Origin of the sequence: Actinoplanes couchii, assembly GCF_016862075.1 — a bacterium.
Classification (GTDB): domain Bacteria; phylum Actinomycetota; class Actinomycetes; order Mycobacteriales; family Micromonosporaceae; genus Actinoplanes; species Actinoplanes couchii.
In genome coordinates, this window is the sequence record NZ_BOMG01000086.1 from 60647 (window position 1) to 84777 (window position 24131).

Annotated in this window: 28 protein-coding genes; 17 read left to right on the forward strand and 11 right to left on the reverse strand. The window is 70.2% G+C overall.

The genetic code is table 11. The features are described from left to right. Positions 1–104 precede the first annotated feature (104 nt). From Aco03nite_RS34565 to Aco03nite_RS34590, 6 genes are all read left to right on the forward strand, one after another. Entirely contained in the window at positions 105–1289 is a 1185-nt protein-coding gene (locus tag Aco03nite_RS34565) for an LCP family protein (protein ID WP_203803000.1), read from the forward strand. Positions 1290–1378: 89 nt separating this feature from the next. Further along, entirely contained in the window at positions 1379–2554 is a 1176-nt protein-coding gene (locus Aco03nite_RS34570) for an LCP family protein (RefSeq protein WP_203803004.1), read from the forward strand. Positions 2555–2581: 27 nt separating this feature from the next. Then, entirely contained in the window at positions 2582–2917 is a 336-nt protein-coding gene (locus Aco03nite_RS34575) for a rhodanese-like domain-containing protein (RefSeq protein WP_203803007.1), read from the forward strand. Beyond that, positions 2914–3705: a glycerophosphodiester phosphodiesterase gene (locus Aco03nite_RS34580; protein ID WP_203803010.1), complete on the forward strand. Its 792-nt coding sequence runs from the start codon at positions 2914–2916 to the stop codon at positions 3703–3705. The genes Aco03nite_RS34575 and Aco03nite_RS34580 overlap by 4 nt, the downstream gene beginning before the upstream one ends. A gap of 84 nt (positions 3706–3789) precedes the next feature. Further along, positions 3790–4977, forward strand: coding sequence for a sensor histidine kinase (locus Aco03nite_RS34585; protein ID WP_203803015.1), 1188 nt, complete (start codon positions 3790–3792; stop codon positions 4975–4977). A 69-nt stretch (positions 4978–5046) separates the two neighbouring features. Beyond that, on the forward strand, positions 5047–5922 hold the full coding sequence (locus Aco03nite_RS34590; RefSeq protein ID WP_203803018.1) for a DUF5926 family protein: 876 nt from the start codon (positions 5047–5049) through the stop codon (positions 5920–5922). A 6-nt stretch (positions 5923–5928) separates the two neighbouring features. Here the strand turns inward: Aco03nite_RS34590 and Aco03nite_RS34595 are convergent, their stop codons facing one another. Then, entirely contained in the window at positions 5929–7116 is a 1188-nt protein-coding gene (locus tag Aco03nite_RS34595; RefSeq protein ID WP_203803021.1) for an arginine deiminase, read from the reverse strand. A gap of 361 nt (positions 7117–7477) precedes the next feature. Between Aco03nite_RS34595 and Aco03nite_RS34600 the strand changes: the two genes are divergently transcribed. The 5 genes from Aco03nite_RS34600 (at position 7478) to pheA (ending at position 10810) form a co-directional block, all read left to right on the forward strand. After that, complete coding sequence (locus tag Aco03nite_RS34600) at positions 7478–8116, forward strand: hypothetical protein (RefSeq protein WP_239145697.1); 639 nt, start codon at positions 7478–7480, stop codon at positions 8114–8116. A gap of 75 nt (positions 8117–8191) precedes the next feature. Further along, positions 8192–8650 carry a hypothetical protein gene (locus Aco03nite_RS34605; RefSeq protein WP_203803027.1) on the forward strand — a complete coding sequence of 153 codons (459 nt, stop codon included), beginning with the start codon at positions 8192–8194 and terminating at the stop codon, positions 8648–8650. A gap of 83 nt (positions 8651–8733) precedes the next feature. Further along, a complete protein-coding gene (locus Aco03nite_RS34610; protein WP_203803040.1) occupies positions 8734–9120 on the forward strand; it encodes an ACT domain-containing protein in 387 nt (128 codons plus the stop codon). Between the two features lie 140 nt (positions 9121–9260). After that, the gene (locus Aco03nite_RS34615) at positions 9261–9851 is read left to right on the forward strand and encodes a hypothetical protein (protein WP_203803042.1); all 591 of its coding nucleotides are present in this window, start codon (positions 9261–9263) and stop codon (positions 9849–9851) included. 32 nt (positions 9852–9883) lie between these two features. Beyond that, entirely contained in the window at positions 9884–10810 is a 927-nt protein-coding gene (gene pheA, locus Aco03nite_RS34620; protein WP_203803053.1) for a prephenate dehydratase, read from the forward strand. A 102-nt stretch (positions 10811–10912) separates the two neighbouring features. Here the strand turns inward: pheA and Aco03nite_RS34625 are convergent, their stop codons facing one another. The 4 genes from Aco03nite_RS34625 to Aco03nite_RS34640 all read right to left on the reverse strand — a co-directional run bounded on the left by Aco03nite_RS34625 (position 10913) and on the right by Aco03nite_RS34640 (position 14581). Beyond that, positions 10913–11707, reverse strand: coding sequence for an HAD family hydrolase (locus Aco03nite_RS34625; RefSeq protein ID WP_203803056.1), 795 nt, complete (start codon positions 11705–11707; stop codon positions 10913–10915). Beyond that, the gene (locus tag Aco03nite_RS34630; RefSeq protein ID WP_203803059.1) at positions 11707–12516 is read right to left on the reverse strand and encodes an HAD family hydrolase; all 810 of its coding nucleotides are present in this window, start codon (positions 12514–12516) and stop codon (positions 11707–11709) included. The genes Aco03nite_RS34625 and Aco03nite_RS34630 overlap by 1 nt, the downstream gene beginning before the upstream one ends. 106 nt (positions 12517–12622) lie before the next feature. After that, positions 12623–13879 (reverse strand): serine--tRNA ligase, encoded by a 1257-nt coding sequence (serS, locus tag Aco03nite_RS34635; protein ID WP_203803061.1) that lies wholly within the window; start codon positions 13877–13879, stop codon positions 12623–12625. Between the two features lie 54 nt (positions 13880–13933). Then, complete coding sequence (locus tag Aco03nite_RS34640) at positions 13934–14581, reverse strand: hypothetical protein (protein ID WP_203803063.1); 648 nt, start codon at positions 14579–14581, stop codon at positions 13934–13936. Between the two features lie 67 nt (positions 14582–14648). Here Aco03nite_RS34640 and Aco03nite_RS34645 point away from each other — a divergent pair, with 67 nt between their 5' ends. The 3 genes from Aco03nite_RS34645 (at position 14649) to Aco03nite_RS34655 (ending at position 16254) form a co-directional block, all read left to right on the forward strand. Next, positions 14649–15077 carry an OsmC family protein gene (locus tag Aco03nite_RS34645; RefSeq protein ID WP_203803065.1) on the forward strand — a complete coding sequence of 143 codons (429 nt, stop codon included), beginning with the start codon at positions 14649–14651 and terminating at the stop codon, positions 15075–15077. Between the two features lie 67 nt (positions 15078–15144). Further along, positions 15145–15486: a metallopeptidase family protein gene (locus Aco03nite_RS34650; RefSeq protein WP_203803453.1), complete on the forward strand. Its 342-nt coding sequence runs from the start codon at positions 15145–15147 to the stop codon at positions 15484–15486. 30 nt (positions 15487–15516) lie between these two features. Beyond that, positions 15517–16254 (forward strand): AIM24 family protein, encoded by a 738-nt coding sequence (locus tag Aco03nite_RS34655; protein WP_203803067.1) that lies wholly within the window; start codon positions 15517–15519, stop codon positions 16252–16254. Positions 16255–16392: 138 nt separating this feature from the next. Here Aco03nite_RS34655 and Aco03nite_RS34660 read toward each other — a convergent pair whose 3' ends face one another. Both Aco03nite_RS34660 and ddaH read right to left on the reverse strand, forming a co-directional pair. Continuing rightward, positions 16393–16956, reverse strand: a complete 564-nt coding sequence (locus tag Aco03nite_RS34660) for a bacterial proteasome activator family protein (RefSeq protein ID WP_203803069.1) — start codon at positions 16954–16956, stop codon at positions 16393–16395. 52 nt (positions 16957–17008) lie between these two features. Next, positions 17009–17839 (reverse strand): dimethylargininase, encoded by an 831-nt coding sequence (gene ddaH, locus Aco03nite_RS34665; protein ID WP_203803071.1) that lies wholly within the window; start codon positions 17837–17839, stop codon positions 17009–17011. Positions 17840–17907: 68 nt separating this feature from the next. Here ddaH and Aco03nite_RS34670 point away from each other — a divergent pair, with 68 nt between their 5' ends. Further along, complete coding sequence (locus Aco03nite_RS34670; RefSeq protein WP_203803074.1) at positions 17908–18369, forward strand: Lrp/AsnC family transcriptional regulator; 462 nt, start codon at positions 17908–17910, stop codon at positions 18367–18369. On the opposite strand, the gene Aco03nite_RS34675 is transcribed toward Aco03nite_RS34670, so the two are convergent. The 3 genes from Aco03nite_RS34675 to Aco03nite_RS34685 form a co-directional block, all read right to left on the reverse strand. After that, positions 18366–19454 carry a T3SS (YopN, CesT) and YbjN peptide-binding chaperone 1 gene (locus Aco03nite_RS34675; RefSeq protein WP_203803077.1) on the reverse strand — a complete coding sequence of 363 codons (1089 nt, stop codon included), beginning with the start codon at positions 19452–19454 and terminating at the stop codon, positions 18366–18368. The two genes, Aco03nite_RS34670 and Aco03nite_RS34675, sit on opposite strands and share 4 nt — an antisense overlap. Before the next feature lie 81 nt (positions 19455–19535). After that, positions 19536–19775: a DUF6457 domain-containing protein gene (locus Aco03nite_RS34680; protein WP_203803090.1), complete on the reverse strand. Its 240-nt coding sequence runs from the start codon at positions 19773–19775 to the stop codon at positions 19536–19538. Further along, positions 19772–20371, reverse strand: coding sequence for an NTP transferase domain-containing protein (locus Aco03nite_RS34685; protein ID WP_239145698.1), 600 nt, complete (start codon positions 20369–20371; stop codon positions 19772–19774). Before Aco03nite_RS34685 ends, Aco03nite_RS34680 begins: the two co-directional genes overlap by 4 nt. Before the next feature lie 129 nt (positions 20372–20500). Between Aco03nite_RS34685 and fdhD the strand changes: the two genes are divergently transcribed. Both fdhD and Aco03nite_RS34695 read left to right on the forward strand, forming a co-directional pair. Continuing rightward, a complete protein-coding gene (gene fdhD / locus Aco03nite_RS34690; protein WP_203803093.1) occupies positions 20501–21328 on the forward strand; it encodes a formate dehydrogenase accessory sulfurtransferase FdhD in 828 nt (275 codons plus the stop codon). 38 nt (positions 21329–21366) lie between these two features. Continuing rightward, complete coding sequence (locus tag Aco03nite_RS34695) at positions 21367–22983, forward strand: alkaline phosphatase D family protein (protein WP_203803095.1); 1617 nt, start codon at positions 21367–21369, stop codon at positions 22981–22983. A 38-nt stretch (positions 22984–23021) separates the two neighbouring features. On the opposite strand, the gene Aco03nite_RS34700 is transcribed toward Aco03nite_RS34695, so the two are convergent. Continuing rightward, entirely contained in the window at positions 23022–24047 is a 1026-nt protein-coding gene (locus Aco03nite_RS34700) for a DUF4192 domain-containing protein (protein ID WP_203803097.1), read from the reverse strand. Positions 24048–24131: the final 84 nt, after the last annotated feature.

A 24131-nucleotide genomic window follows, 5' to 3' on the forward strand; every position in this document is an offset into this window, starting at 1 on the left:
GACGGTGGGGGATGCGTGACGAGGCCGTCACTCATCTCCCACCTTCGTGCCGCAAGCGCGACGACACCTCAGATTCGCTCCCGGCACTCCGTAACCTTGGTGTCATGTCAGCCACCACCTCTCCCAGCGGCAACTCCTCCGGACGCGCGTCCGTGCCCGGGCCCGGGCGTCCCGATCGGGACCTTCCCCCTCCCGGTGGTGACGGCATGGCCTCGGGCGGCCGTCCCCCCGGCGGTGGCGGAGGCCGTCCCCCGGGCGGCACCGGCCGCTCCTACAACGGCGGCAAGGGCCGGCGCCCGCAGCCCAAGTGGGGTCGCATCGCCCTGGTCGCGGGCGGCGTCCTGCTGGTGCTCGCCCTGGTCGGCGGGATCACCGCGTACGGATACGTCTCCGGCCTGGACGACGACCTGAAGCGGACCAACGCCTTCTCCGATATCACCACCGAGCGCCCGGGCAAGACCGTCGAGGGCGCCTTCAACATCCTGCTGGTCGGCACCGACTCCCGGGATCCGGACGCCAAGCAGGACCAGGCGAACCAGTGGCGCGCGGACACGCTGATCCTGATGCACGTGCCGGCCGACCACAAGTCCGCGCAGCTCATCTCGATCCCGCGGGACCTGTGGGTGGTCATCCCCAAGGACAACAACGCGGCCTGCGGCGACGGCAGCCGGGCGAAGATCAACGCGGCGTTCGCCTTCGGCGGCATCCCGCGCGCGATCCGCACCGTCGAGTGCATGACCGACGTGCGCATCGACCATGTCGCGGCGATCGACTTCGGCGGCTTCAAGGAGGTCACCGACGCGCTCGGTGGTGTCGACCTGAAGGTGGAGCAGGACACCACGTCGATCCACAAGCCGTTCCGCAAGTTCAAGAAGGGCATGATGCACATGAACGGTGCGCAGGCCCTGGACTGGGTGCGCCAGCGCAAGCAGTTCCCGCGTGGTGACTTCGCCCGCATGCAGCACCAGCAGGATTTCCTCAAGGCGCTGATGGAGAAAGCGGCGAGTAGCGGAACGCTCACCAATCCGGTGAAGCTGAACGACTTCCTGGGCTCGGTGACCAAGGCCGTCACGGTCGACGAAACCTTCTCGCTGAAGGACATGGCGGTGCAGTTCCGGAGCCTCCGGGGTGAAAACCTCACGTTCCTGACCAGCCCGAACAACGGTAGCGACACCATCAACGGACAGTCCGTCGTGGTTTCCGACCGGGAGAACGCATTGGCGCTCTACAAAGCCGTGGCCGCCGACAAAATGGACGAATGGATGGCCGCGAACCCCAAAAAGAAGTGACCTCGTTCTGAAACACAAAAGTCCTTCAGTTGGCTGAAAAGTGTCCGTAGGGTTATGCGGCCCCTCACCCCCCATCCATGGAGTGCCGCATGACCGTCACGGCCGATCGGCAATCGCCGGCCGGGACCGGGTTCGTCCCCGTCCCGCCGGCCCCGCCTTCTTCGCCGGCCGAGCGCAAGCGGCGGTCACCGCTGTGGGCCAGGTTGTCACTGTCGTTCGGGGTGGTCCTGATGGTGGCCGGCGGCGGGGGTGTGGTCGCCACCAAGGTCGTGATCAAGAAGACCACCGAGACGATCGCGGTCGCCGACCTGACCGGTGACGCCAAGAAGACCGAGCAGGAGGGCGGCGGGGCCACCCTCGACGGCCCGATCGACATGCTCCTGATGGGTGTGGACGCCCGGGCCCGATGGGCCGAGGACTCGGTGCACGCCGACACGATCATCATCCTGCACATCCCGGCCAGCCACGATCAGGCGTACCTGGTCTCGGTCCCGCGGGACACCGAGGTCGAGACGCCCGCCTTCGCCGCCAGCAAGTGGGAGGGCGGCACGGTCAAGGCGACCGAGGCGTTCTACTGGGGCGCGCAGAACGGCGCCGGCTGGGGCGGCGGCGCACAGCTGCTGGCCAAGACCCTGAAGACGTCGACCGGGATCAGCTTCGACGGCGCCGGGATCATCAACTTCGGCGGCTTCAAGAACGTCATCGACGAGCTCGGCGGCGTCCACATGTGCGTCGACCAGCAGGTCACTTCCAAGCACATGGTGTACGTCGGTGGAAAGCCGATGTACCTGGCCGACGCCCGCAAGACCGGCAAGACACAGAAGCCGGTGGTGCACAAGGTCGGTTGCCGGGACATGGAGGGCTGGGAGGCCCTCGACTACGCCCGGCAGCGCTACGGCCTGAAAAACGGTGACTATGACCGCCAGCGGCACCAGCAGCAGCTGATCAAGGCGATGGCGAAGAAGGCGACGTCGAGCGGCATCCTCGGCAACCCGCTCAAGATCAGTTCGCTGGTCGAGACGGCCGGCAAATCCCTGGTGCTGGACACCGGCGACATCGAGATCGCCGACTTCGTGCTCGGGCTGACCGGGGTGGCCGCCGGCGACATGGTCCTGCTGCGGACCAACAGCGGCACGTTCTCCGGCAACTCCGCCGGTCGTGAGGTCTTCAACGACGTCAGCAAGGAGATGTTCCAGGCGGTCAAGAACGACCGCTTGGACGAGTTCGTGCTGGACCACCCCGAGGTAGTGGCCAACGAAAAGTAGCCCGCGGGTTGGCTCTACGCTTATCGGGTGTTCGGACCCCAGGTTCCCAGCGTCACCGCTGATCAAGTCGATGCCGGCGTCTACCTCCTCGACGTGCGCGAGGACAACGAGTGGGAGGCCGGCCACGCGCCCGGCGCGCACCACCTGCCGATGATGGAGGTGCCCACCCGGATGGCCGAGGTGCCCACCGAGGGCGAGGTGGTCGTGGTCTGCCGGGCCGGTGGCCGCTCCGGCCAGGTGGTCTCCTACCTGATGAACAACGGGTGGGACAACGTGCGCAACCTCGACGGCGGCATGCAGTCCTGGGCCGCTCTCGGCAAGGACATGGTGACCGACAGCGGGCAGCCGGCCCGGGTGCTGTGACCGACGGGTACCGACCCGCCGTCTTCGCCCACCGTGGTGGCGCTGATGCTCTCCCGGAGCACACCCTCGGCGCCTATCTGCGCGCGCTCGACGAGGGCGCGGACGGGGTGGAGTGCGACGTCCGGCTCACCCGGGACGGGCATCTGGTCTGCGTGCACGACAGCAAGCTGGAGCGCACCAGCGACGGCCGGGGCCGGGTCAGCACCAAGACGCTGGCCGAGCTGGACGCGCTGAACTTCGGCTCCTGGCATCCCGGTTATCCGGCCGACGCCGCGCTGCCCGATCTGTCCCGGCTGCTCACCCTGGAACGGCTGCTGGACACGCTGCGGTCCAGCGGGCGGCAGGTGAAACTGCTGATCGAGACCAAACACCCGTCGCGGTACGGCGCGGAGGTCGAGCGCCGGCTGATCGCGATGCTGCGGCACCACGGGCTGGCCGATCCGAAACCGGACGACGACGTGCAGATCACCGTGATGTCGTTCGCGGCCCTCGCGCTGCGCCGGGTCCGGGCCCAGGCGCCGAACCTGCCGACCGTCTACCTGATGGAGATGGCGGCACCCGGGGTGAGCCGGGGGCGGCTGCCGTTCGGCGCGCGGACCGCCGGCCCGGGTGTCGAGTTGATCCGTGCCAAGCCGGCACTGCTTCCGGCGATCAGAGCGGCCGGGCACCGGACGTACGTGTGGACCGTCAACGAGCCCGAGGATCTGGAACTGGTGCTGGAGCACCGGGTGGACGGCGTGATCACCGACCGTCCCCGCTTCGTACTGGATCAGTTGGATCGCTTGTGACCTGCGCCACTCAATCTGATCGCACTCAAGGATCCGCTTAGGTTCATCTGCCGAAATCCCGGCGGAAGAGGCAAACTCGCAGACATGCCCGACCGTCCCGATTACGCGGCCCTGACCCGGGGCCAGATCGCGGTCCTCGACCGTGTCAACTCCGGGGACGCGGGCCTGGACGTGCTGGAGCAGCTGGTGCGGCTGGCCGAGGAGACCCTCGGTGCCCGCGGCGCCGCCTTCGCGGAGTACGCGGAGGGCCACGGCCGGATCATCGCCGCCACCGGGGTGTGCGCGCCCGCGCTCGGCCGCCGGGTGGAGCACCGTCTCCTCGGCCCGCGGACCCTGCACGTCCCGCTGGAGACGGCCGGCGACGAGTTCGCCGGGCTGATCGAGGGCGCCGACCTGCGCTACACGCTGGGCGCCCGGTGCGAGTGCGCGGGCACCGTGTTCGGCTCGCTGCACCTCTGGTTCGACACCCCCGGCGATCCCGGTCCGGAGCATCTCGCCGTCGTCGAGCTGCTGGCGGCGTTCATCGGCCGGGTCTACCACCTGCGTGCCGGGCTGCCGACCCATGGCGCGCCGGCCCCCGAGGAGGTCAGCCGGGTCGCCGACCGGGATCTGTGGGTCGCGGTCACCAGCCACGAGCTGCGCACCCCGGTCACCGTGATCAAGGGGTACGCGGACACCCTCACCCACCACTGGGACAGCCTGGGCGAGCCGGGCCGGCGCGAGGCGGTGCGGGTGGTCGGCACCCGGGCCGGTGAGCTGGCCCGCCTGGTGGACCGGCTGCTCTCGGTCGCCAGCGAAGAGGACGGCGCGGTCGGCGCGACTCCGGCCGGCCCGTTCGACCTGGTCGAGGCGCTGCGGGAGGCGGCCGCCGAGCTGCCCGGCGATCTGCGGGCGCGCCTGCTGCTGTCGCACCTGCCGGCCGATCTGCCGAAGGCGTACGGGACTCGCGACTCGATCGCCACCATCCTGACCGAGCTGGCCACGAACGCGGAGAAGTATTCGGAACCGGACAGCACGGTCGAGGTGTGCGCCGGGGTGGACGACGACACACTGCGCTTCCGGGTCTCCGACCGGGGTGAGGGCATCGCTCCGGAGCACGTCGAGCACGCCTTCGACAGGTACTGGCAGGCCGACTCGGGGCACCACCGGGCCGGCGCCGGACTCGGCCTCTACCTGGTCCGGCGCTTGGTGGAGCGGCAGAACGGCTGGGTCTCGCTACGACCCCGCGAGGGCGGCGGGACCGTGGCCGAGGTCCGGCTGCCGAAGGCCTGAGGCGGGCGGGGCGGTTGGATGGGGGCCACGTCCCCGGAATCTCCGAGTGACCGCTTACGCTGGTTCCCCGTGAGCAAGCGTCGTAAGTCCCGCGAAACCACCCCGAAGACGAAGGTGCGCGACATCTTCGTCGCCCGCCCGTTCGAGGGGCTGGCCGATGAGCCCGAATGGGTGGCCCTGAGGGAGCTGGTCCCGGCCGCGTCCGCGCCGCTGACCCTCAAGCCGGAGATCGTCGCCGAGTACGGCGACCGCCCGGTGAGCCTCTCCACGGTGCTGCCGATGGCCTGGCCGGCGATGTCCCGCCGGGACGGGCAGGTCTTCATCGGTCTCCAGCGGCACGTCCAGTCCGGTGACGTCTCCCGTGACCTGGCAGTCGCCGTCCTGAACGCCCTGCGTACCGAGCCCGGCGACACCGTCGCGGTGCCGGCTCTGCCCGGTGAGGGCCTGCGCCTGCAGGACATCCTGGCCGACGGCCCGCTCGAGATCACCATGCACGAGGGGTTCGAGTACTGGCTGGACGCCGACCAGATGCAGGACGCCACCGTGAAGGCGTCGCTGGAGCGGGCCAACGCCTCGATCTACCCGACCGTGCGGCTGGCGGCGGCCAAGGCGGCGTACTGGTGCCGGGTCGCCCCGGACAAGAGCCACGTGCGCTGGGTGCTCGGTGACCCGGAGGACAAGGCGCTGGACGCCCTGTCCCGGCTGTCCGCCTCCGGCGACCTGCTGCTCGGCGAGGGCACCAAGTTCGCCGGCATGTTCCGGGCGCACGGCCTGCTGGTGCCGGTCTGGGACGTGCCCGGTGAGCCGGAGGGCGCCGACTTCGAGGCGCCGCTGGCCGACTTCACCAAGCGGTACGCCGACACGCTCGCGATCGACGAGCCCCTGGACGCGGCCGCCCGCCGCGCGAAGCAGGGCCTGATCGGGCGGCAGCTCACGCTGCGCTGAGGCGGACTAGAGCGGGTCGCGCTCGATGGGGCAACTCATGCAGCGCGGCCCGCCCCGCCCGGAGCCCAGCTCCGAACCACTGATCCGGACCACCTCGATCCCGGCCTTCTCCAGTTGCGCGTTGGTCTCGACGTTGCGCTCGTAGGCGACACAGAGCCGGGGCGCGATGGCGAGCGTGTTGTTCCCGTCGTCCCACTGCTCCCGCTCGGCGGTGACCGGGTCGAGGCCGGTGTCGATCACGCGCAGCCGGTCGATGCCCATCGCCTCGGCGGCCGCCTCCAGGAACGGGTCCGGCCCGCGGACCGTGATCCCGCCATCCGGGCCGCCGGTGATCGTCCAGGCCCGCAGACTGTCGGCCAGGTTCGGGTACATCACCACCGCGTCGGCGTCCACCATGGTGCAGACGGTGTCCAGGTGCATGGTGGCGCGTTCCTGGGCGATCGGCACGGCCAACACGGTGTGTGCCAGCCCGGCCGTGATGACCCGCTGGGCGAGCCGCTCGGCCCCGGCCGGGGTGGTCCGCTCGCCGACCCCGATGGCCAGCACGTCGGGTGCCAGGACCAGGACGTCACCGCCCTCGACGTGCTCCAGCGACGGGTCGAAGAGCAGCTCGGTGCCGGCGAACCGGGGATGGTGCCGGTAGATCGCGTGGGTGAGCGTGGTCTCCCGGCGGCGGGCCCGCATGGCCAGGCTGGTGACCGCGACCCGGTTCCGCACCCAGACCGAGGAATCCCTGGTGAACAGCAGGTTGGGCAGCGGATCGATGACGAACTCGTGCCGGTCCATCATCGCGTAGACCAGCCCGCCGGTGCCCGGCCGGATCTCCTCGTGGGCGAGGCCGGCGACCAGCACCTCGGCGAGCCGGTCCGGGTCCTGATCGGCCAGATAACCGGCGACCGACGCGCGCAGGGCGTCACCGAGACGGCGATGGGAGAGGACGCCCGCGGTGAGCTCGGCCCGGGCCTCCGGAAGGGTGAGCGTCTCGGCGAGCAGATCACCGAGGTACAGCACCTCGACACCGTGGCCCCGGAGAGCCTCGGCGAAGGCGTCGTGCTCCTCCTGGGCCCGGCTGACCCACGGGATCCCGTCAAAGAGGAGCGAGTCGTTGTTACGCGGGGTCAGACGGGCGAGCTCGGCGGCCGGGCGGTGCAGAAGCACCGTGCGGAGGCGGCTGACTTCACTGTCGACGTACACGGTCTCGAACCTATCCCGCACCGAGCGCTATCGGACTGTGACGTTGAGACTAGATCTTGAGACCCTGATGCATCGACCCGAGCCGGGCGTTAGCTTGAGATGGTGCGATGCACCATCCGAAAGAAGATGTAGTCGTGAATATGGCATTCATCCACACTCATTCCCCTTTCTTTCCTACCCGTCGCCCTGTTCCGTAAGGGCCCAAGCACGTACGGTAGTTGGAAAAGAAGGCCCAACTGACCTTTTGCCGGAGGTCGCAGTGTCTGTCTTCCCCGCCCGCTCCGCGCTACCCGCGCACTCCCAAGACCTCACACCCATCGACCGAGCGCATCCGTCCCCCCTCATGGAGGACACACAGCGGATGCCGACTCCGGCCGAGTGGGCCCGCCGCCGCCGCGCCGTGCGTGGTGCCCGCCGTATCGAGGCCGCCGGTGCGCGCGCCCTCACCCGGCTGGACCGCCTCGGACCCAACTGGCACATCGTGGACTGGCCTCGTACCGACTCCACGAACGCCTACTACGAGCCCAGCCCCGCCGACGAACGTGCCGGGTTCCTCGCGATCGGCCCGGGCGGCATCTACGCCGTCAGTGTCGTCGATCACGGCCGGTCCCGCGTCCTGATCGCCGGTGACGTGGTCCAGGTCAACGGCAAGCGCCCGGAGTACATCTCCGAGGCCCGCCGGGACGCCCGCCGGGCCGCCAAGGCGATCTCCGCAGTCGTCGGGCTCTCCGTCCCGGTGCAAGCGGTGCTCACCTTCGTCGGCAACGGCGTGATCAGCGTCCACGGTCTGCCCAAGGACTGCCTGATCTCCACCGACAAAGAGCTCGACCGGCTCCTCATCGCGGGTGGGGCGAAGATCTCCCCGTCCACCGCGAACAAACTGTCCGCCGTCGCTCACCACCCGGGCACCTGGTCCAACGCGCCCTGGCGGCCGAGCCATGACTACTCTTCGTACGGCAACGGACAGACGGCCGCTGACAAGCGGCTGAGCCGCCGGTAACGTTCCTTGTGAACCGTCGATGGCCGACGTTCTCCGACGCCGGCCATCGACGTACGAGGAGCGAGGAGGAGCCCGGTGGCGCATGTTGAGCTCTCCCTCTCGGGAGCGTTCGTCCCACAGGCCCGCACACCGTCGGAGGCCGAGTTCGTCACCAGCGTCGAGCGCTGGAGCATGGCGGTCGCGGCGGCTGACGAGCCGTGCCTGGTCATCGACATCGACGGGCTGATAATCGCCGTGTCGCCGTCCTGCAGCGAGCTACTCGGCCTGGGCAAACCGGTCGAGGCGCTCGGCCGGCCGGTCACCTCGCTGAACCTGCTGGACTTCACCGCGAACGCGGGCCGGCTCGAGGAGCCCGAGGCCGACAACATCCCGCCGATGCTGGCGTTGCGCAGCGAACGGCTCGCCCGTGGCCTGATCCGGGTGCTGCCGCGCACGGGCGAGACACCGCTGACCCTGGACGCGATCTCGACCCCCCTGATGGCCGGTGACCGGATCGGCGGGGCCCTGACCTTCCTGTCCCCGGTTCGGTACTGACGTCCCTTTCGCGGGTGAAGGTGTGGCGTTCATTGCAGTTGCCGGGCATTGGTTGTTACAGATACGCAACGTAGTCTGCGAACATGCTCGATCTAGACCTGTTACCGGGTGAGTACGCGGTGTGCCGGCTGCCGGCCGGCTCGACCCTGCCCGCCTCGCTCACGGCGGGTCCGGACGACAAGAGCGTCATCTCGGTGACCTGGGGTGTCGGCGAGCTCTCGGTCATCTGCCCCAACGACCGGGTGCCGCCGGGCGCCGAGACCGACACCGCCTGGCGATGTCTGCGGGTCGCCGACCTCAACCTGGCGATGACCGGGGTGCTCGCCTCGCTCGCCGGGCCGCTGGCGGAGGCGAGGGTCAACATCGTGACCTTCTCGACGTACGACACGGACTACCTGCTCGTGCCCACGGTGCGGCTCACCGAGGCGGTCAACACGCTCACCGCGGCCGGGCACCGCATCGCCGGCTGACGTCCGTTCGCCGCGTTCTCTGACGTCCGCTCTCCGCGTTCGGTGGTGGCATGCGCCCGCGGCTCGGCGCCGGACTTCACGTTCGCGTCGCGCCGCCATGCTCCCCGGCCGAATGTCGGAACAAGCCCTAGCATGGTGGCGTGTCCCCCCGCACACGTCTGTTTTCCGTGGTCGCCGGCTCGCTCCTGCTGACCGCCTGCGGTTCCCCGCCCGCGGCGCTGCCCGCCGGGCCGGCCCGGCCGCACGTCAGCATCGACCTGCCCAGTTCCGGTGTCGTGCCGCCGCCCGCCTACCCGACATATCCGTCGGGTCCGGTCTATCCGACCAGCACCTATCCGACCAGCACCTATCCGGTCGGCACCTATCCCACCGGCACCTACGTCGTGCCGACCCGGACCACCACCGGCACGGTCCCGCCGGCCACCTCACCCACACCTACGCCCTCGCGTGCGGCGCCGTGTGCCGGGCAGCCCACCGGGGCGGAGATCCTGGCGGAGGTGAAGGAGAGCGACGCGGTGCCGTCCGGGACTCTGACGGTGTCCGGTGGGCCGTACTGCTCGGGCGCGTGGAGTTTCACCACGATCGGGAAGTCCGGCGCCGAACCGCTGTCGGTGGTCACCACCGGGGCCGGTGACACGCTGACGATCGTCACGCTGGGCACCGACGTGTGCAATCCGCAGGTCCAGGCCCAGGCCCCGGCCGCCATCCGCGTCTTCGCCTGCGGATTCTGACACTGCCTGCGGGTTGTGACTAGGATTTCGGGATGGCTGGAACATTCGCGTACCTCGGGCCGGAGGGCACGTTCACCGAAGCGGCTCTGCGGACCGTCTCGGCGGCCGAGCACGGGGTTCGGATCCCCGCTCGCAGCGTCCCGGAGGCCCTGGAGGCGGTGCGCAGTGGCGAGGCCGACGCCGCCCTGGTCCCGCTGGAGAATTCGGTGGGCGGCGCCATCCCGGTCACCCTGGACGAGCTGATCACCGGCAGCCCGCTGATGATCACCCGCGAGGTGCTGCTGCCTGTCGAGTTCGTGCTGGCCGCCCGGGAGGCCACCCCGCTCGCCGGGCTCCGCACGATCGCCGCGCACCCGCAGGCCTCGGCCCAGTGCCGGCACTGGCTCCAGGCGAACGTGCCGGACGCGGTGGTCGTCGACGTGCTCTCCAACGCGGCGGCGGCGATCCACGCGGCCGCCGGGGAGTACGACGCGGCCCTCTGCGCCCCGATCGGAGTGGGCCGCAACAACCTGACCGTGCTCGCCGAGAAGGTCGCCGACCGGGCCGAGGCGGTCACCCGGTTCGCGCTGCTCAGCAAGCCCGGCCCGCTCGCGCCACCGACCGGCGACGACGTCACCTCGCTGGCCCTGTCGATCCGGCACGACCAGGTCGGGGCGCTGCTCGCGGTGCTCACCGAGCTGGCCGTGCGCGGCGTCAACCTGTCCCGGATCGAGTCCCGCCCGACCGGCGAGCAGCTCGGCACCTACGTCTTCTTCCTGGACTGCACCGGCCACGTCGCCGAGTCGAGGGTCGGCGAGGCGATGCGGGGCCTGCGGCGGATCTGCGCCGAGGTGTGGTTCCTCGGCAGCTACCCGAAACACCGGCTCCAGCCGGAGGCCCCGGTCCCGGCCCCGAAGGGCCTGACCGACGACGACTTCGCGGACTCGGCAGCCTGGCTCGCCGCACTACGCGGGACATGACTTCCGCTGCCTGCTCGGCGCGCTGGTCGAGGGTGGAACCTGCGGCTGCCGTCGCTGTGGCTGATCGCGCGGCGGAACCGGAGCGAGGTCTCCGGACGGGCCTCAGAGGTTGAAGATCGACTCCAGGTAGACCGCGACCCCGTCGGCGTCGTTGGTGCCGGTCGTCGCGTCGGCGATGGTGCGCAGCGCCTCATGGGCGTTGCCCACCGCCACGCCGTGGCCGGCCCAGGTGAGCAGCGGGATGTCGTTGGGCATGTCACCGAAGGCGACCACCTGCTCGGCGCTGATGCCCCGGCGCTCGCAGAACCACGCCAGACCGGCGGCCTTCGTCACACCGGCGGCCGAGATCTCCACCAGCGCCGACGACGAGGACCGGGTGGCCACCGCCCGATCGCCGAGAATGCCGCTGACCAGTGTCAGGAAGTCGTCGGGGTCGGCGGTCGCGGACCGGGCCAGCAACTTGACGGCGGGCACCGTCGTCAGCCCGTCGGGGGCCGCGACGACCCGGACCTGGTGGCCGTGCTCCCACCGGACGACCCAGGTGTCCTCGTGCAGGAACGCCCGCCCGTCCTCGACCTCGACGGCCATCGACACGTCCGGGATCTCGTCGCGCAGACTCTTCACCACGTCGATCAGGATCGAGGCGTCGAGCGGCTGGGTGCGCACCACCTCGTCGCGCTCCGGGTCGTAGATCACCGCCCCGTTGGCGCAGACCGCCGGCAGCGGGGCCGGCAACTGGTCGTACAGATCCTGCAGCCAGCGGACCGGCCGGCCGGTGACCAGAACCAGCGGGACCGGAAGCCGACCCAGCACGTCGAGCGTGCGCGGACTGAGGGTGCGCTCGCTGGTGATCAGCGTGCCGTCGATGTCTGAGGCGACCAGCCGAAAATCTTGCATCACCTCGACAATAGCCGGTCCAGATAGACCGCCACCCCGTCCTCGTCATTGGTGAGCGTCACATCGTCGGCCACCGCGAGCAGCGCCGGATGCGCGTTCGCGACGGCCACCCGGCGCCACCCGGCCCAGGCGAACATCGGCAGGTCGTTGGGCATGTCACCGAAGACCAGCACGTCGGCCGGATCGACGCCGACCGCCTCGGAGACCACCGACAGCCCGGTGCCCTTGTCGACGCCGGACGGGCAGATCTCCACGTAGTCCAGCCCGGCCTGGGTGACGGTCGCCAGGTCCGGCGGGATCACCCGGTGCGCGGCGTCCAGCAGGGCGTCCACGTCCAGCTCGAACGAGCGGGCGAACGCCTTGATCACCTCACCGTCCAGGCACTCGGCGCGGGTCCGGGACTCGACGGTGACCGGGTACCGCCAGGTCGGGTCGTAGTCACCCCAGAGCGGCGAGTCGTCGTGCTCCAGGGCCTCGAACATCACCGACAGTGGGCCGGCCACCGACTCCAGCGCGCCGAGCGCCTCGCCGAGCGCCTTGCCGGGCAGGCGGGCCTGACGCAGGTAACGGGAGTCGGCCAGGTCCAGCACCCAGCCGCCCTGCGCGAGCACCAGGAAGTCGGCGACGCGGATGTCGTTGCGGGTGAGCGAGGTGAGCCGGGGGCCACGGCCGGTGGCGGCCACGATCCGGATGCCGGCGGCCCGGACCCGGTCGAGAACCTCATGGGTGTACGCCGAGACGGTGTCGTCGCTGCGGACGAGCGTGCCGTCCAGATCGGTGGCGATCAGTTTCGGGAGCCCAGGCTTCATCGAAACCCTCCGTTGGGTCTACTGACCCCCGCGGAGTGCGGAAGGAGAACGGTACACCCGATCGGCTACCAGCGACTATGACAACTGGTAGCCGATCGGTTGCGCGTTACTTAACGGGTTCGAGCACGTCCCGGCCGCCCAGGAACGGCTGCAGCGCCTTCGGCACTCGTACCGAACCGTCGGGCTGCTGGTGGTTCTCCAGGATCGGGATCAGCCACCGGGTGGTCGCCAGCGTCCCGTTCAGGGTGGCCGCGGTCTGCGGTTTCCCGTTCTCGTCCCGGTACCGCACGTTGAGCCGGCGGGCCTGGTACGTGGTGGTGTTCGACGTCGAGGTGACCTCGCGGTAGCGCTGCTGCGACGGCACCCACGCCTCGCAGTCGAACTTGCGGACCGCGCTGGAGCCCAGGTCACCGGCCGCCACGTCGATCACCCGGTACGGGATCTCGACCTTGGCCAGCATCTCCTCCTCCATCGCGAGCAGCCGCTGGTGCTCCTCGGCGGCGTCCTCGGGACGGCAGAACGAGAACATCTCCACCTTGTCGAACTGGTGCACCCGCAGGATGCCCCGGACGTCCTTGCCGTGCGAGCCGGCCTCCCGGCGGTAACACGACGACCAGCCGGCGTAGCGGCGCGGCCCGTCCAGGTCGAGGATCTCGCCCGAGTGGTACGCCGCGAGCGCGACCTCCGAGGTGCCGACCAGGTAGAGGTCGTCGGCCTCCAGCCGGTAGACCTCGCTGGCGTGGGCGCCCAGGTAGCCGGTGCCCTCCATCGACTCCGGCCGGACCAGGGTCGGCGTGATCGACGGGGTGAACCCGTGCTCGACCGCCTGCTGGATGGCCAGCTGCAGCATGCCGAGCTGCAGCAGCGCGCCGACACCGGTCAGGAAGTAGAACCGCGAGCCGGACACCTTGGCGCCCCGCTCGGTGTCGATGGCGCGCAGCGCCTCACCGATCTCCAGGTGGTCCTTCGGGTTCGCGATCGACGGGATGTCGCCGACCTCGCGCAGCACCACGAAGTCGTCCTCACCACCGGGAGGGGCGCCGGCGACCACGTTCGACACGGCCATGTGCGCCTGCTTGAGCGCCACCTCGGCCGCTCCGGCAGCGGCCTCGGCCGCCTTCACCTCAACGGCGAGGTCTTTGGTACGGGTGAGCAGGGCCGCCCGTTCCTCCCCGGAGGCCTTCGCGACCTGTTTGCCGATGGACTTCTGCTCCGCCCGGACGGCCTCGAACCGCTGGGTGGCGGCCCGGCGCTCCTCGTCGGCACGCAGCAGGGAGTCGACGAGCTCGGGGGACTCACCACGCAGCCGCTGGCTCGCGCGGATCGTTTCGGGGTCTTCACGAAGCAGACGCAGGTCAATCACGCTTGTGGAGCCTACCGGCGTACCGGTCCGTTCAGCACACGGATATCCCCCGTGTCACGATCGGGGCGGCTGATCCATCGATGCGAACGGCGCCGTCGGCGTGATAGTCAGGTCCAGCGGCTCCTCGTCGAGCTCCGGTTCCGCCGGCGTGACCGGTGCCTTCTCCCGGTGCGGCAGCCCGATCGCGATCAGCGCGGCGGTCACCGCGAACAGCGCGCACCACAGCCCCCGGCCGGCCGCCACCTGGATGTCGTCGCCGGTCAGCTCGATCGTGTAGTACCGCGGGATCAGCAGGCTCGCCTTCCCCACGTGGTGGGTCATCGCCGTCAGCAGGGTCAGCAGCACCCCACCGGCGGAGAACCCGGCCAGCCGCGCGTGCCGCCGCCCGGACTCCGGGCCGAACAGCTTCAGCACCACCGCGGTCGTCAGCAGCAGGAGCCCGACCAGGTAACCGGCGCCCACCGCGCCCAGATCGGTCAGCTCGGTGGGCAGCATCCGGCCACCGAACGCGGGATCCACGGTCGCCCCGTTCATCGTGGTGGTCTGCCACTCGGAGATCAGCGAGCCGAACGCCGCCAGCGCGCCGAGCCCGGCGACCAGCCCCGGGATCCGGTGGTCCCGGCCCAGGTCGTACCGGAAGGTCCGCCGAGGTTTCGCGTCGTCGCCCGCGTCTCCGAAACTGATCATCGAGTCCTGCGCCATGCGCTCCATGATTACCTCTGGCCTCTACTAGTGAACCAAGGGCGAGATTTCGGATAGCGTTCGGGTCATGCCTATTCGTTCTGCTTCAGCCCGCTGGGAAGGGAACCTCACCGAGGGTTCCGGCACTGTCAAGACCGGCAAGGGTGGACTCCAGGGCGCCTACTCGTTCAAGTCCCGTTTCGAGGAGGGCGAGGGGACCAACCCGGAGGAGCTCATCGCGGCCGCGCACAGCGGTTGCTTCTCGATGGCCTTCTCGAAGGGCCTCGCCGACGCCGGCTTCACGCCCACCTCGGTGGAGACCGTCGCCAAGGTCCACATGGACAAGGTCGACGGCGGCTTCGGCGTCACCCGCATCGACCTGGAGACGGTCGGTGACGTCCCCGGCATCGCGGACGACCTGTTCCAGAAGATCGCCATCGGCGCCAAGGAGAACTGCCCGATCTCCAAGCTGCTCTCGCCCGGCGCCGAGATCGGCCTGGTCGCCAAGCTCGCCTGAGACATCCACATTCCCGGTACGGCCGGTCACCGGCCGTACCGGGCACAATGGGCTCGTGCCGGTCGAGATGAGCCCAGAACGTTTCGAGGAACTGGTCGGCGAGGCGCTCGACGAGGTGCCCGTCGAGCTGATGTCGCTGATGAACAACGTGGTCTTCCTGGTCGAGGACCTGCCCGAGGGCGGCGGTGACGACCTGCTGGGCCTCTACGAGGGCACCGCGCTCACCGACCGCGGCTGGGACTACGCCGGCATGCTGCCGGACCGGATCACCATCTACCGCCTGCCCACCCTGAAGGTCTGCGAGACCGAACAGGACGTGGTCGAGGAGGTGGCGATCACCGTGGTCCACGAGATCGCCCACCACTTCGGCATCGAGGAACAGCGCCTGCACGACCTCGGCTGGGGCTGACGGCTTGTCCCGCGGCCCTAACCTGAGGTCATGCGCAGCGAACTTTTCTCGGCTGAGAACCTGGAAAAAGAGCACAGCCAGCCGGGCCTCCGGCTGCAGAACGCGAAGCTCCTCAAGGCCGAACTGAACGGTGATTTCCTGGCCCGGACCGGCTCGATGGTGGCCTACCAGGGGCAGGTGACGTTCGAGGCGCTCGGTTCCGGGGGCCTCGGCAAGTTCCTCAAGCAGAAGCTGACCGGCGAGGGTGTCCCGCTGATGCGGATCCGGGGCAACGGCGACGTCTTCCTCGCCGACAACGCGGCCGACATCCACCTGATCGATCTGGAGCCCGGTGACGCGCTCTCGATCAACGGGGCGAACGTGCTGGCCTTCGACTCGTCGCTGAACTACGACATCAAGATGGTCAACGGGGCCGGGATGTTCTCCAACGCCGGCCTGTTCAACTGCGTCTTCTCCGGGCACGGCCGGATCGCGGTGACCACCCGGGGCACACCGGTGGTGCTCAACGTCGACCAGCCGACCTTCGTCGACCCGCAGGCCGCGATCGCCTGGTCGGCGAGCCTGCAGACCGGGTACCACCGGGCCGAACAGCTCGGTTTCGGCACCCTGCTGGGACGCACCACGGGTGAGCGTTTCACGATGAGTTTCGCCGGTCAGGGCTTCGTCATCGTGCAGCCGTCCGAGGAGCCGCCCGGCGGCCTGGCCGGCGCCGGCGAGAAAAAGTCCAGCGGCAGTGGCGGCATCCTGGACAACATCTTCGACGACTAGTCACGCGCCGCCGGGCCGGGACGGTCGCATCCGCCCGGCGGTCGCGGGGTGTGTCGGTGGGGCCGCCCTACCTCGCGGGACGGAGCGGGACGTCCTGAGTTCGGCGGGGCGGCCACGACCGTACAATATGGGTGGTACTCAGAGGTATTGACCGGTTCTTCCGACACCGTCGACCGGGCCGGGCTGCTTGCCGGGGAGCACCGCGCCGGCCGGGAGCGCGGGCATGCCGGGGACGCCGCGCATCTGCTCGAGCTGCAGGCGGGCGGCCATCTGCTGGGCGACGAGGGCCGCCTGGATGCCGTGGAAGAGGCCCTCCAGCCAGCCGACCAACTGGGCCTGAGCGATGCGCAGCTCGGCCTCGCTCGGCGGGGTCTCGCCCTCGAACGGCAGCGACAGGCGCTCCAGCTCCTCCCGCAACTCGGGGGCCAGGCCGTCCTCCAGCTCCTTGATCGAACGCTGGTGGATCTCCCGCAGGCGCCCACGGCTGGCCTCGTCGAGCGGAGCGGCGCGCACCTCTTCGAGCAGCTGCTTGATCATGCTGCCGATGCGCATGACCTTGGCCGGCTGCTCGATGAGGTTGCCGGGCTCCTCGGGGGTGAGCCCGCCGTTCTCGTCGATCGTGCCCAACGGGCGGCCGTCGGGGCCCACCACGATGACGGTGCCGTCTTCCTGGGGCTCGGTGGTTCGGGGGTCAGCGGTCATGCGATCCATCTTTACGCACGGGTTCGAGCGATGCCCGTGAGGTCGGGGCGGTTCAGGCCCGAAGTTCGGCAACGGCACATTTGACGCTGCCACCGCCACGCTTGAGTTCGGAGAGCTCGACGTGAACCGGCAGGTAACCGGCTTCCCGGACCTTGTGCCCCATCGCGACGGCTTCGGTGTTGAGGATCACGTGCCGTCCGTCACTGACCAGGTTCAGGCCGAACGCCTCGGCGTCCACCCGGTCGGCGAGCACCGCGTCCGGGAACAGCTGGGCGAGCACCCGCTGCGAGGCCGGTGAGAACGCCTCCGGGTAGTACGTGACGTGCCTGTCGTCGAGCGCGGCCAGCGCGGTGTCCAGGTGGTAGAAGGCCGGGTCGACCAGCTTCAGCGAGATCACCGGGCGGCCCAGCACCTCCTGCGCCTCGGCGTGGGCGGCCGGATCGGTGCGGAAGCCGTAGCCGGCCAGGACGATGCCGCCGTACGCGCCGGGCAGGTACGCGAAGTCACCCTCACCCTCGTTGACGTGCTCCGGAGCAACAAATCGCCAGTCGTCGCCGCGCTGGTAGAACATCCGGTGCTCGACCGCCTCGTTCGCCCGCTGCGGGTAGAGGAAGCGGGCGCCGTAGACGGTGCCGTCGACCGAGAAGGCGCCGTTCGCGGAGTAGACCATGTCCGGCAGGCCCGGCACCGGGTCGAGCACGTGGACGACGTGACCGAGACCGGTCAGGGTGGTGCGAAGGGATTCCCACTGCCGGACGGCCAGCTCGGCATCGACCGCGGCGGTGGTGTCCATCCAGGGGTTGATGGCGTACTCGACCGTGAAATGCTGAGGCGGACACATCAGATATGTCCTGTTTCGCGGCAAGCGCTCCATGTAGCTCATGAGGTTAAAGCGTAGGTAGGCTGAGTTGCAGCAAACAGCTCGAAATCTTGCTCCTCGGAGGCGATTCGTTGCAGATGGACGCGGTTGACCAGCGAATCATTGCGCTCCTCGTCGCCGATGCCCGCTCTTCGTATGCCGAGATCGGCGCCAAGGTGTCGCTGTCCGCGCCCGCGGTGAAAAGGCGCGTCGATCGGCTGCGCACCGCCGGGGTGATCAAGGGATTCACGGCCGTCATCGAGCCCGCCGCCGTCGGGTGGACCACCGAGGCGTTCGTCGAGCTGTTCTGCACCGGGCGGACCACACCGGCCCAGATCACCGTCGCGACCCGGCGGCACCCCGAGGTCGTCGGCGCCTACACCGTCTCCGGGCAGGCCGACGCGCTGGTGCACCTGCGGGCCGCCGACATCGGGCACCTCGAACAGGCGCTGGAGAAGCTGCGGGCGGAGCCCTTCGTGACCTCCACCCGCAGCATGGTGGTGCTGTCGCGGCTGGTCGAGACGCCGACCGCGCTGCCGCCGACGACCTCCTAGAGATACATCCCCGGGCGGTGGCCGTCGTCGCCGCCCTTCTCCTTCGGGGCGGCCGGCTTGTCGCCCTCCCCGAAGAAACGCTTGCCACCGAACTCGCCGTGCAGCCGGTCGTCCAGCTCGTCGGCCAGACCCGTCATCACCTGCACCGCCAGCATCAGGTGCACCGACTGGAAGTTGCGGCCGAACACCGGGATCGACGCCCACACGGTGTCCTGCGCGCAGTAGAGCCGGCCGATCGGCATCCGGTTGGTCAGCTCGGACAGCTTCACGTAGAGCTGCTCGGTCGGCTCGACCTCGGTCAGGATCGGCGAGAAGACGTCGACGAGCGGCGGGTTGTCCCGGACCCGGACGAAGACCATCGCCGAGCCTGCCCGGATGCCGATGTCGCCGTCGGCATCCACCTGCAGCTGGTCGATCGTGGTCTTGGACATGGTGGCGACAACCGTGCGGACCCGGTCCTCCAGAGGCACGAGGTCCTCGGCGGTCGCGGCCAGCGCCCGGTCCAGAGCGGTGCCGTCACCCAGGGCGTCCAGATCGTCCAGGTCGATGCTGGGCTCGTGCCGGGCGGTGCCCAGCGGGCTCGCGTCGATCGGCTCGTCCTCGTCGTCGTGCACCAGGTAGACGAGGAACGCGGGGTGCGGAGCGCCGTAGACGTCCCGCAGCGTCCGGGACACCACCGTGGCGAGCTGGGTGGCCTTGTCCTGCGACGACCGCAGGCCGAACGAGTCACCCGAACCGGCCAGCACACCCGGCGGCGACCAGCCGAGGGCGACCAGGTCGGCGACCGCGGCCCGGTCCATCCGGAACTCCTGCGGCAGCGCGGCGTTGCCGACCGCCAGCGCCTCGACGACGCCGTCCTCCAGCACCCGGATGCTCACCGAGTAGACGGCGGTGCCGGTGCCGGACGCGGTCGGGTCCAGGGTGAGATCGACATACGACCCCGGCTGGAGGCCCGGCAGCACCGCTGCGAGGGCGCTGGCGAACTCCCGCCATGCCTGGGTGACCTTGGCCCTGAGGTCGGCCGTGGTCGGCTCCTCGAGCAACACGCCTTCGTACGCCTCACCCGCGGCGCCTTCTACCGTCATGATCCCGCACCTCCGTTCCCGTCACCCTATCGAGCGTCCCCGGGTCCTGCGGGGGTACGGGGTCCGGCGGCTTTTCGCGCCCTACGAGTCCGACGTGGACCGCTGCAGCGCCAGCGCGCTGATCTTGGCCGCAGCCTCGGCCGGATCGGCGCCGGCGGCCACCGCGAGCCCGAGGATGTAGGCCGAGACCGGCGCCCCCGGCCGCAGCACGTTGTGTGCCACGTCACGGGCGACGTCGAGAATCTCCTTCGACGGCACCGTCACATCCGTCAGACCCAGCTCGGCAGTGACTTCCGCCACCCAGGAGTCCATCTCGTTCATCGGGCCCACTCCTCCGCTGTCCGCAGGTCGTCGTCGGTGTCGCAGTCGAACCACGGCGGCGGGCCCGGACGACGCCAGGACACCTCGGCCACCCGGGCGTGCTCGAGCAGCGCCCGCACCGGCGCACCGTGCAGAGTGCCGCGCGCCTCGCGCACCCGGGTCAGAGCGGCCCGCAGCCCGGCCGTGCGCCAGACCCCGCAGAGCAGCTGCAGGTGCCCGTCGGTGTCCCGGTAGAGCGCGCCCTCCATCGGCGCCGACTCCAGGGTCAGCCGCAGCACGTCGATCGCCTCGCCGGTCAGCAACGGCAGGTCAGCGGCGAGCAGAGCGGTGTAGGTCACCCGCTCCGGCACCAGCGCGACCCCCGCCGCGGCAGCCGCCACCGGGCCACCACCCGGCGGATCCTCACGTGTCACGTGCACCGGAACCGGGAAGTCGCCGGGTATTCGCCCGACCACGACTCTCGGGTCGGCGTCGTGCACCGCCGCCAGAACCCTGGTGAGCATCGACTGGCCGGCCACCGTCAACGTCGGTTTGTCGGCACCACCCATCCGCCGTGCCGCACCACCGGCCAAGACCACCGCCGCGAATCCCCCCACGTGAGTACCGTATCCCGAGCGCGTGGCGGGCGTGACCACGCGCTCGGTTCGACGCCTTCGGGGGACCGGTGGCCCCGGCGGGACCGATCGGGCTACGACGATGCCGGGAGCAGCACGTAAGCTCCGGCCATGGCCCGCAGCACCGGCCGCCGCACGGTGGTCACCGTCGATGTCAGCGCGTCCTCCGGTTCGCGGAGTCGCCAGGATCACCTCGCGGCCGAGGAGCCGCTGGAGATCCGGGTGCGCAAGAAACCGCTCGCCGTCACCATGCGCACCCCCGGCCACGACATCGATCTGGCGATGGGTTTCCTGCTCAGCGAGGGTGTGATCGGGGAAGCCACGGACGTGACGACGGCACAGCTCTGCGCCGGGACGGACACGCCGAACACCTACAACGTGGTGGACATCGTCCTCGATCCGAGCGTGCCGCCGCCGGTCACCGACCCGAGCCGGAACTTTTACACCACCAGTTCGTGCGGGGTCTGCGGAAAGGCCAGCATCGACGCGGTGAAGACCAAGTCGCGTTTCGACGTGACCGGTTTCCCCCTCGAAGTGGCCGCCAAGACCCTCGTCGAGCTGCCCACCAAACTGCGGGCCGCCCAGCGGACCTTCGACCGCACCGGTGGCCTGCACGCCGCCGGCCTCTTCACCACCGACGGCGAGCTGCTGGTGCTGCGGGAGGACGTGGGCCGGCACAACGCGGTCGACAAGGTGCTCGGCTGGGCGCTGCGGGAGGGCCGGCTGCCGCTCTCCGACAACGTGCTGCTGGTCTCCGGGCGGGCCAGTTTCGAGCTGGTCCAGAAGGCGTGGATGGCCGGGTTGCCGCTGCTGGCGGCGGTTTCCGCACCCAGCACACTGGCGGTGGAACTGGCCGAGGAATCCGGGATGACACTTGTCGGGTTCCTGCGCGAACCGAAGATGAACATCTATGCCGGAGCGCAGCGCGTCACCGTCTGACCAGATGATGTTCACCTGGGTCACCAACTCTTCGATGCATGTCGATATCACGTCGTACCCTGCTGGCCTCCGCCGCGGTGATCCCACTGACCGGTGCCACGACGCCGGCGCGAGGCCCGTTATCGGGTGACCCGTTCACCCTCGGGATCGCCTCCGGAGACCCGTCGCCGGACGGGTTCGTGCTCTGGACCCGGCTCGCCCCGGCACCGCTGGCCGCCGACGGGCTCGGTGGCATGCCGGCCCGGAACGTGCCGGTGGCCTGGGAGATCGCCGCCGACGAGCGGTTCCGCCGGGTGCTCCGGCGCGGGACCGCCACCGCCCGGCCGGCCCACGCGCACGCCGTGCACGTCGAAGTGGGCGGGCTGGCGCCGGGACGGGAGTACTTCTACCGTTTCCGGGCCGAGCGCTGGACCTCTCCGGCCGGCCGGACCCGGACCGCGCCCGCCCGCTGGGCCCACCCCGCCGCCCTGGCGATGTCCTTCGTCTCCTGCTCGCAGTACGAGCACGGGTACTTCACCGCTTATCGCCGGCTGGCCGAGGACGAACCGGAACTGATCCTGCACCTGGGCGATTACCAGTACGAGTACGCGCCGGACACCTACACCATCCCGGGCGGCAACCCGCGCGACCACGAGGGCCCGGAGACCGTGACGCTGGCGAATTACCGGCAGCGGCACGCCCAGTACAAGACCGACCCGGACCTGCAGGCGGCGCACGCGGTCGCGCCGTGGGCGGTGGTCTGGGACGACCACGAGACCGAGAACAACTGGGCCGACGAGGTGCCGGAGCAGCCCGATCCGAACTTCCTCGCCCGGCGCGCGGCGGCGTTCCAGGCGTACTGGGAGAACATGCCGTTGCGCCGCTCGTCGATCCCGAACGGCATCGACATGCAGCTTTACCGGCGGCTGCACTGGGGGCGGCTGGCCACCTTCCACATGCTCGACACCCGGCAGTACCGGGACGACCAGGGCTGCGGCGACGGTTACAAGGACTGCCCGGCCACCTACGACCCGGCCCGCAGCATCACCGGCGCCGAGCAGGAGGCCTGGCTGCTCGACGGGTTCCGCCGCTCCACCGCCCGCTGGGACGTCCTGGGGCAGCAGGTCTTCTTCGGGCAGCGGGACAACAACTCCGGCCCGCAGAAGGTGCTCAGCATGGACTCGTGGGACGGGTACCAGGGCTCGCGGGACCGGATCACCCGCGGCTGGTTGGACGCTCGGGTCCGCAACCCGGTGGTGCTGACCGGTGACGTGCACGCGCACTGGGCCGACGACCTCAAGCTGGACTGGGACGATCCGACGTCGCGGACGGTCGGCACCGAGCTGGTCTGCTCGTCGATCACCTCCGGCGGCAACGGCGCCGACGTGCCCGGCGGCAACCACTCCTGGACGCCCTGGAACCCGCACCTGCGCTTTTACAACAACCAGCGCGGGTACGTCCGGACCCGGATCACCGGTGGTGAGCTGACCGCGGACTTCGTGGTGCTGCCCTACGTGACCGAGGCGGGCGCGGCGGCGCACACCCGGGCCACCTTCGTGATCGAGGACCGGGTGCCCGGACTGCACCAGACCGCGGACGCGCCGACCCCGTCGGCCGGGCTGCGCGCCACCGGGCCGGCCGAGGACACCGTCCGGCAGGAGACGTCCCGCCCCTGAGCTGCTCATTTTCACCCTCGGGCGCATCGTGGCGGGCGTCATTTTTTGCCCCCGGGCGCATTGTGTCGGGCGTCATTTTTCGCTCTCGGGCGCATCATGGCGGGCGGCACCCCGAACCCGAGGATCTGGTGCAGCATCACGGCCAGATCGTGGGCGGGCTCGACGGCCAGGGCCCGGTCCACCGCGACCCGGGCCAGCGCCCCGCGGCCCATCCGCCACGCGGTGAAACCGAGCAGGCAGGCCGGTGCCGGGACGTGCACCGGCTCGACCCGGCGCAGCACGTCGGTCCAGAGCCGGATCCGCCATTCGGTCTCGCCGGTGCGGTCGAGGGCGAAGTCCTCGACCGCACGGTCGGCGAGCAGCACCCCGAGCCAGGCGACCTCGTCGTCGTCGAGGAACCCGCCGGTCCGGTGGCGTTTCTCCGCCTCGCGGACCGCCGCCCGCCCGGTCTGCCGGATCCGTTTCGCCAGCGCCTTCCCCTCGACCCCGGTGATCAGCTCGCGGAACCGGCGGCGGGCCCGCTCGGTGGCCGCGCCCATCGACTCCCGGATCGGGCCCTGGCAGGCGGCCACCTGGGCGATCAGGGCCGCCCGGTTCGGCAGGGCGACCCGGCCGCGATAGGTGGCCTCGGCCGCGATCACGCTGTCCAGCGGCAGGCACGGGCGGCCGTCGGGCGGGCAGCAGGACGGGTCCTCGCACAGGTACGACCACCAGCGCCCGTCGCCGACCCGGATCACGTCGTCCATCCGCACACCGGCTGCCCGCAACGCCTCGACCAGGGCCAGAATCACCGGCGTCACCCGCCGGGGCGGCCCGTAACCGACGATCACCACCACGCCCGGGCTCTGCCACTGGATCGCGTCGGCCACCTCTCCGGCGCCGGCCCGCAGCGAATCGGAATCGCAGTCCGCCGGCGGGAGGTCGAAACACACGCTGAAGGCCAGGTCACGGCCGCGCAGACCGAGCAGGGCGATGCTGTCGTACGGGTGGTAGCCCAGGATGAAGGGCAGCGCCGCGATCAGCTCGGCGGGATTGCGGATCACCAGCGAGGAGTCGAATCTCATGGCGGTGAGCGTGGCCGGGCCGGCCGTTCGATCGCTCGGCGTCGCACTCGGCCTGTGGACGACACGCCGGTTCGTCCACAGGGT